This window comes from Roseobacter sp., from assembly GCF_039970775.1.
Taxonomy (GTDB): Bacteria; Pseudomonadota; Alphaproteobacteria; order Rhodobacterales; family Rhodobacteraceae; genus Roseobacter.
Genome location: NZ_JBDVLG010000018.1, coordinates 1 through 7,419 on the forward strand (window position 1 = coordinate 1; position 7,419 = coordinate 7,419).

The window sequence follows — 7,419 nt, forward strand, 5'->3', positions numbered from 1 at the left end:
GCGAGAACTCGTAGAACAAGGCCGCCTGCGCCTCTTGCCTCGGTCCCATCATCCCCAATCCCTCCGTTCGTTTAGAGAATTGAACAAACAGATCAGGCCTCGATCAAGAGAGAGTTTTTCAACAAAATCAGCTTTTTGCCGGATGCCGCGAGCTAGGCCGATGGCTGCTTTGGTCAGACATGGTGTGGTTTCCAATGGCGAATGGTCTTGGGCTACTCGACAGAAAACACATTTTCCTTAAGGCCCGACGTGTCAACATCGAGTGCGAACAAGCCGCCTGCTAACGGTTCTATGCCTGTTTTTTCTGCACCTGCGGTGGTAATGAACAATGTCTTTAGGTCCGGCCCACCAAAGGTACAGGTCGTTACATTTTCGACAGGCAAATCGACAATGCGGTCGACTTCACCGGTCGGTGCTACCCGCACGATACAGCGGCCTCCATAGCGGCAATTCCAAAGGTATCCCTCCGTGTCCATAGCTGACCCATCAGGTAAACCACGTTCAAATCCAGCGAAAAAGGGTCTTCCAGCTCCAATGTCCCCTGAGACAGGGGTGCACGGATAGGCACCAATTTCATTCTTCAGTGTGTCGCCAAAATAGAACGTTTCTCCATCAGGTGCCCAGCACAATGTGTTTGGAATCCCGATGCCGGTTTCAACCCCTTCTAATTTTGTTCCCCCACGGTACCGATAAAGGGTTCCTTTCCCGTCTTGCGCAGGCAACGCCTCTCCCTGAGGCCCGACGTTATTGCCCATGGAACCGATCCAGAATGCACCCGACGGATCGCTGCGCCCGTCATTAAAACGCAGCTCTGGCCAATCAAGAAGCATTCCATTGGCAAGATCCTCGCGGGTTTCCGTATCGGGGTTGAACAAAATCAGACATGAGCCCAATGCAATCAACAGCCAACCGTCCCGATCCGTCAGCGATATGGCCGTCACAGGCTCGTCGAAAGGTACCGTTTTAAGAGCACCCGTCTCAGGGTTAAGGATGTGTAACAAAAAGCGATTGATATCGCACCAATACAGCAAACCCCGAGTTGCGTCCCAGGTCGCAGCCTCGCCGCAGACATCATTGGTTTGTGCGATACACTTTGGCCTCATGTTTGGTTTTCTTTTGCGCGCGGATGACCGAGAGAGTTTTCGATATAGCTGAGCCCGTGATCGAGATGCTGATCCATCAGGTACATATAGGCTAAGCGGTCGCGCTTTTGCAGCGCTTGCAGGATGCCGACATGGGCCTCGTAGGTGCTCTCGAGGCCATCGGTCTCTTTGCCCGTTTCCATCAAGCGTCCAATCATCGGGCGCATTGATTTATAGACCGTGACCAGAGTGCGATTGCCCGTGGTTTCCAGCAACGTGCTATGGAAATTAAAATCGATCTCTGCGGCCTTTTCCACGGTGTCTGACTGGCGCAACGTTTCATTGATTGCAGCCAATTGAGCGAAGATATCATCGTCAAGATTCTTAAACAGCCGATCGACCGAGTTGACTTCGATCAGCCGGCGGAAATTCTGGATATCGAGGAACGTCTCGCGGGATAGGCCTATCTGAAATGAAAAGACGTCAAAAATCGCATCCATGTGCCGATCGACCAGAACGGCACCAACTTTAGGACGGACATCGATAACACCATAGGCTTTCAAAATTCGGATCGCCTCGCGCACGGTATTACGGGCGGCTGCGAACCGCGTGCCAAGGTCCCGTTCCGACGGAAGGTTATCCCCAACAGCAAGCTGATTCTCGTAGATATACTGCCTGATTTGCTGCACGAGCACATCGACAGCGCCGCCGTTCTTGTCTTTGTGCGCCATTGTTTTGCTCATGATTAGATACAATCTTGTTGGACCAGACGTGAAAAAATATGGTAAATTTCCGCAAATAGTCGGTAGATATGAATGATACCACAAATCTGGCCCAACAAAACAGTTGATTTCCATTCTGCATTTGGCACAGGCTACCGCATGAGAGAGAGGAACGCATGATTGAAACTTGGCGATGGTTTGGACCGGACGATTCCGTAAGTTTGGGGCATGTCCGTCAAGCGGGTGCTGCGGGCATCGTGACCGCGTTACACCACATGCCGCCCGGTGAGGTCTGGACGCGCAAAGAGATCGTCTTGCGCCGCGATATAATCGCTGCGGCAGGTTTGGAATGGTCTGTTGTAGAAAGCATACCCGTTCATCCAGCCATCAAGCTTGGCACGGAAGAAGCCCCAAAGTACATCGCCAGATGGATCGAGACGATGCAAAATTTGGCTGCTGAGGGCTTGGACGTAATTTGTTATAACTTCATGCCGGTCGTGGACTGGACACGCACGGATCTGCGTTATCCAGCCCCGAATGGCGGTTTGGCGCTGCGGTTCGATCCTGTGGAATTTGCGGCCTATGATCTTTTCATTCTTGCGCGCGCAGATGCCAAGGCAGATTACGACCCGCAAACGATTGCAGCGGCCAGAACGTGTTTCGCAGGGATGGACCGTGACGATTGCATACGGCTAGAAACGACGATCATTGCAGGGTTACCAGGCTCTGAGTTGAACCACGGACGCGAGGACATTCGCGCAGCCATTGCCGAATATGACCAGATTGACCCCGCCGCCTTGCGTGCAAACCTGATCACCTTTCTAAAAGCGGTGACACCTGCTGCCCAGGCCTGCGGCGCGCGTATTTGCCTACATCCTGATGATCCACCTTATTCAATCTTCGGCCTGCCGCGGGTTGTGTCGACGCAAGCTGATTATGCAGCTTTGTTTGATGCGGTTCCGGCTGTGGCCAATGGGATTACGCTATGTGCGGGATCACTGGGTTCGCGTGCAGATAATGACGTTCTAAAAATTGCCCAAAACTTTGCTGATCGCATCCATTTTGCCCATCTGCGCAATGTAACCCTGCAAGACGGAGGGGCCTTTTTCGAGGATGACCATTTGGAAGGGGGCGTGGATATGGTCGCGTTGGCACAGATCTTGATGAGGGAAGAAGCTCGGCGTCGTGCTGATGGCCGCGATGACGCTACGATCCCGATGCGCCCTGACCACGGGCATCTGCTGATTGATGACATCACCAAGGATACAAATCCCGGATATTCGGCCATTGGGCGGCTCAAGGGCTTGGCGGAATTACGCGGGATCGCGCGCGCCATTGCTGCATTGGAGAACCCGTGATGCAGATAGATTTTTCCGGCAAATTCTTTGCAGTGACGGGGACCAGCGGTATCGGGCTGGAAGCCGCGCTATACCTTGCACGCTCTGGTGCGCGGGTGTTTCTCGCTGGCATCGACTCGACAAGGAACGCCGAAGCGTCAGCAATTGCTAAGGCGGAAAACCTGTCTGTCACTGTATCCAAAGTGGACGTGTCGAACACCAGTTCGGTCACGGCTTGGGCGGAGGAGATCGCAGGCCAAACCGACGGCCTGCACGGCTTGGTCAATGCTGCGGCAATCCAGACCTATGGAACGGTTGCCACGACCACGCCAGAAGAATGGGATAATACAATCGCCGTCAATTTGCGGTCCTGCTATCTGACTTCGCACTTACTTTATTCACTTTTACGCGCGGCCAATGGGGCTGCAATTGTACATGTGTCGTCGGTTCAGGGATACGCCAATCAGAGTGCCGTTCTGGCCTATGCAACCACCAAGGGCGCGATCCATGCGTTGACCCGTGCCATGGCTGTCGATTGTGCGGCTGACAAGATCCGTGTGAATTCCGTCAGCCCCGGGTCAGTCCGCACGCCGTTGTTGGAATTCTCGGCACGCGCATTGGCCAAAGACGGTAAATCGATGGAAGACATGATTGCCGAATTCGGTAAATCCCATCCCTTGGGTCGCGTCGGCACGACCAATGAGACAAGCGCGATGATCGCATACCTGTGTTCAACGGCTGCCGGTTTTGTGACCGGGACTGACATGAAAATTGACGGAGGGCTGACGGCACAGCTGGGAGTTTGATGCGCCACCGTGGGCAGTGAAGGAATTAATAAAAGGGCATATCGCCCCAATTGGGAGGAGACCAATATGAGAAACCTTAAACGTCGCAACTTTTTGAAAGCCACCGCGTTGGCGGTATCGACGACATTCGCGGTACCCGTCTTTGCGCAAGAGGCACCGGTGATCGCCAGCGTTGTGTTCCAAGGTGACCAGTTTATGCAGTTCCTGCAACAAGGTGTACGCGAAACGGCTGAGGCTGCTGGTGCTGAGGTTCTGGAAACAAATATCGACGGCGATCAGGCCCGCGAAATTGAAGCGATTGATACCTACATTGCCCGTGGCGTCGATGCGATTGTCATCGCACCGCTATCCGCCGACAATTCTGCGGCAGCATTGAAGCGTGCCCGTGACGCAGGGATCGTGGTTGTCGCGCTTAACGGCGGGCTGAGCGATGCTAGCATTCCAAACGCGACATTTTCGACCGCGAACCGTGATCTGGGCGCATCCACTGGTGGAGCTGCCGCAGCATTTGTTGCGGCCAGCCTCGATGGGTCCGCCAATGTCGCCATTTTGGCGTTCTCATCGTTGTTACCAGAGCAAAGCGGTGATCGCACAGGTGGTTTTAAAGATGCCGTTGCTGAAGGTAATGACGTTACCATCGTGACCGAACAGGATGCCTGGCAGCCAGAGGACGCGGTGACCGTTGCGACCGACATCCTGACTGCGAACCCTGAAGTCAACGTCATCTACGCAGCCAATGAAGGCGGCACAGTTGGTGCCATGCAAGCCGTGCGTAATGCGGGCAAAGCGGGCGAAGTCTTTGTTTTCGGCATCGATGGATCCGAGCAATTGGCACGCGGGCTTTTGGCTGGTGACAATGTCCTACAAGCGACCACAGCACAGGCGCCGATCCAAATGGGTTCAATGGGTGCGCAGGCTGCTTTGACCGCGATCAAAGGTGGGGCGGTTCCGTCCGAGACGACTGTGCCCGCGTTGCTGTTGTCACGCAACAATCCAGACGCTGTGACCGAATTCGTCGAAAGCATCCAATAAAAAGACGGCATCGCCACTTAGGCGGTGCCACCCCACCAAAGGGCGGTCCTCACGTGTCTGATCTAGAACTGATTAATCTGACTAAGCACTACGGCGACGTCAAAGCGCTCGATCGGTTTAGTCATGTGTTTGCTTCTGGACAGGTGCATGCGCTGATCGGCAAGAACGGATCGGGCAAAAGCACCTTTATCAAGATGATGTCCGGTGCGATTTCGCCGACAGTAGGCGAAATCCGCATTAATGGTATCTCCGTTGACGCAACCAGTGCCGATCCCAATCAAGCTTTTGCACGTGGATTGGCAACCGTTTATCAAGAATTAAGCCTTGCACAGGGGCTAAGCGTTGGAGAGAATATTTTCCTGGGGCGTCTGCCCAAGACCCGTATCGGTCTGGTTGACTGGCCTGCAGTCTATCGCAACGCGCAAGCGCTGCTCGATAAAATTGGGGCCGCCGGGATTGATCCCAAAGCCCTCGTCGAGACACTCTCGATCGGACAACAACAGATGGTCGAAATCGTCAAAGCGATGAGCTTTGATCCGAAGATCTTGCAGTTGGACGAACCGACGTCAGCCTTGGCACAGGCCGAGGTCAATCAACTGTTTGAGATGGTGCATCGCCTGAAGGCGCTGGGTGTCACCATTATTTACATCACCCACCGCCTGTCGGAGTTGCCGCAGATTGCCGACACCGTCACCGCCATCCGAGACGGGGTTTTTGTGGGCAGCGTACCGATTGAACAGGCCACGCCGCAGGTCATACTCGACATGATGTTCGGGGAAATGGAATCGTTGGAGCGCCCCACACATCCCATCGCCAAGGATACGCCCGCGCTGTCAGTGAAGGGGTTGGCGTGCGCGCCCTATTTCGATGATGTCTCGTTTGATCTTTATCCGGGAGAGGTGCTGGGCATCGCAGGCATGCTGGGGGCCGGACGGACCGAACTTTTCCATTGTATCTACGGCGCACGCACACCGGATGCTGGCACCATCGCGGTCGCGGGTCAAACGGTACACAAGCCATCTATTCCTAAAATGAAGGCACTGGGAGTCGGGTATACGTCAGAGGACCGCAAACATTCAGGCCTTGTGCAGCTTTTGTCGAGCCATGCCAACTTGTGTCTTGCGGGACAGGAAAAGATCGCGCCCAAGGGGTGGACATCTCTGGCCCACGAACGCCCCTTTGCGGCCAACCAAATATCAGACCTTCAAATCAAGTCGGGCGATCCGATGTTGCCAGTGTCGTCCTTGTCTGGTGGCAATCAGCAAAAGATCGTCGTCGGAAACTGGATGAACAATGATCCAAATATCCTGCTTTTTGACGAACCCGCACGGGGTGTTGATGTGCAGGCCAAACGGCAAATCTATCAAATTATCTGGGAAAAAGCGCGGTCTGGCCTGAGTTCCATCGTGGCCTCTACGGAACTCGAAGATCTCACCGAATGCTGCGACCGCATTTTGGTCCTGCGGGATGGACGGATCATGGCCGAATTCCTCAACGAGGGGCTGGACGCTAAAGACCTTTATGCCGCCTGTATGACTGATACCTCACTGTCCACGAAAGAAGCCATATGACACGCGAGAAACTGCTGACCATGCTGCGTGAGCGTTCCATGGTTTTGATCCTGATTGCCTTTTATATTCTCGTGGCGAACACGGCGAACGGATTCTTTACCATCAACAATCAATTGAACGTGCTGCGCAATATTGCGGTGCCGGGTATGATCGCCTTTGGCATGGCGCTTGTGATCATCTCGGGTGAGATTGATCTGAGTGTGGGCTCTATGGTGGCGGTATCGGCATGTATTACGGCTTGGGTCGTGGATTTTGCCTCGGGAGGTGCGTTTGAACCTGCGGTTTGGACAGTGGTCTTGGGCGTCTTCGCTGCGGTGTGCTTTGCAGCCTCAATTGGGTTCGTGAACGGGCAGCTTCGACAACGGGTCGGAGTGCCCACGTTCATCACATCACTGGCGATGATGGCGACACTGGCAGGCCTGGCAAACCTGATCACCGGAGGGGTGCCGATTGCGAGCTTCCCGTCTTGGTACTATGTCATCGGGTCGGGGCGGTTCCTTGGCGTACCTGTGCCCGTTTATTTGCTGGCTGTTTCCTTTGCTATCACCTTTACGATTTCTAACTACACAACTCTCGGTCGGTCGATCTATGCGGTGGGCGGCAATATAGAAGCCGCGCGTCTATCGGGCATCAACGTCTGGCGTACCAAAACTATCTGCCTCATGATGACCAGTGTTTTCGCCGCCACGGGCGGGATCATCTATTCCTCGCTTGTTGGCGCGGGCAACCCCACGATTGCACGCGGGATGGAGCTTGAGGTGATTTCTGCCGTGATTATCGGCGGCATCAGCCTGTTTGGTGGCAAAGGGTCGATCTGGGGCGCGTTCATCGGCGTGCTGTTTCTGGGGGTGTTGTTGAATGCCATGACC

The 7,419-nt window shown here is 54.4% G+C and carries 7 protein-coding genes; 5 read left to right on the plus strand and 2 right to left on the minus strand.

Annotation, left to right across the window (positions count from 1 at the left end):
• Positions 1 to 212 precede the first annotated feature (212 nt).
• Both ABJH13_RS03335 and ABJH13_RS03340 read right to left on the minus strand, forming a co-directional pair.
• Positions 213 to 1,103, minus strand: coding sequence for an SMP-30/gluconolactonase/LRE family protein (locus ABJH13_RS03335; protein WP_348404800.1), 891 nt, complete (start codon positions 1,101 to 1,103; stop codon positions 213 to 215).
• The gene (locus tag ABJH13_RS03340; protein WP_348404801.1) at positions 1,100 to 1,825 is read right to left on the minus strand and encodes an FCD domain-containing protein; all 726 of its coding nucleotides are present in this window, start codon (positions 1,823 to 1,825) and stop codon (positions 1,100 to 1,102) included. Before ABJH13_RS03340 ends, ABJH13_RS03335 begins: the two co-directional genes overlap by 4 nt.
• Before the next feature lie 155 nt (positions 1,826 to 1,980).
• On the opposite strand from ABJH13_RS03340, the gene uxuA reads away from it, so the two are divergent.
• The 5 genes from uxuA to ABJH13_RS03365 all read left to right on the plus strand — a co-directional run.
• A complete protein-coding gene (uxuA, locus tag ABJH13_RS03345; RefSeq protein WP_348404802.1) occupies positions 1,981 to 3,162 on the plus strand; it encodes a mannonate dehydratase in 1,182 nt (393 codons plus the stop codon).
• Positions 3,162 to 3,947 (plus strand): SDR family oxidoreductase, encoded by a 786-nt coding sequence (locus ABJH13_RS03350; protein WP_348404803.1) that lies wholly within the window; start codon positions 3,162 to 3,164, stop codon positions 3,945 to 3,947. Before uxuA ends, ABJH13_RS03350 begins: the two co-directional genes overlap by 1 nt.
• A gap of 66 nt (positions 3,948 to 4,013) precedes the next feature.
• Positions 4,014 to 4,979: a substrate-binding domain-containing protein gene (locus ABJH13_RS03355; RefSeq protein WP_348404804.1), complete on the plus strand. Its 966-nt coding sequence runs from the start codon at positions 4,014 to 4,016 to the stop codon at positions 4,977 to 4,979.
• A gap of 53 nt (positions 4,980 to 5,032) precedes the next feature.
• Complete coding sequence (locus ABJH13_RS03360) at positions 5,033 to 6,550, plus strand: sugar ABC transporter ATP-binding protein (protein WP_348404805.1); 1,518 nt, start codon at positions 5,033 to 5,035, stop codon at positions 6,548 to 6,550.
• On the plus strand, positions 6,547 to 7,419 hold an 873-nt coding region (locus tag ABJH13_RS03365), incomplete at its 3' end, for an ABC transporter permease (protein WP_348404806.1). The genes ABJH13_RS03360 and ABJH13_RS03365, both read left to right, overlap by 4 nt.

Coding starts and splice junctions, on each gene's coding strand:
- ABJH13_RS03335 (WP_348404800.1), bottom strand. CDS start 1,103: ATGAGGCCAAAGTGTATCGCACAAACCAATGATGTCTGCGGCGAGGCT.
- ABJH13_RS03340 (WP_348404801.1), bottom strand. CDS start 1,825: ATGAGCAAAACAATGGCGCACAAAGACAAGAACGGCGGCGCTGTCGAT.
- uxuA (WP_348404802.1), top strand. CDS start 1,981: ATGATTGAAACTTGGCGATGGTTTGGACCGGACGATTCCGTAAGTTTG.
- ABJH13_RS03350 (WP_348404803.1), top strand. CDS start 3,162: ATGCAGATAGATTTTTCCGGCAAATTCTTTGCAGTGACGGGGACCAGC.
- ABJH13_RS03355 (WP_348404804.1), top strand. CDS start 4,014: ATGAGAAACCTTAAACGTCGCAACTTTTTGAAAGCCACCGCGTTGGCG.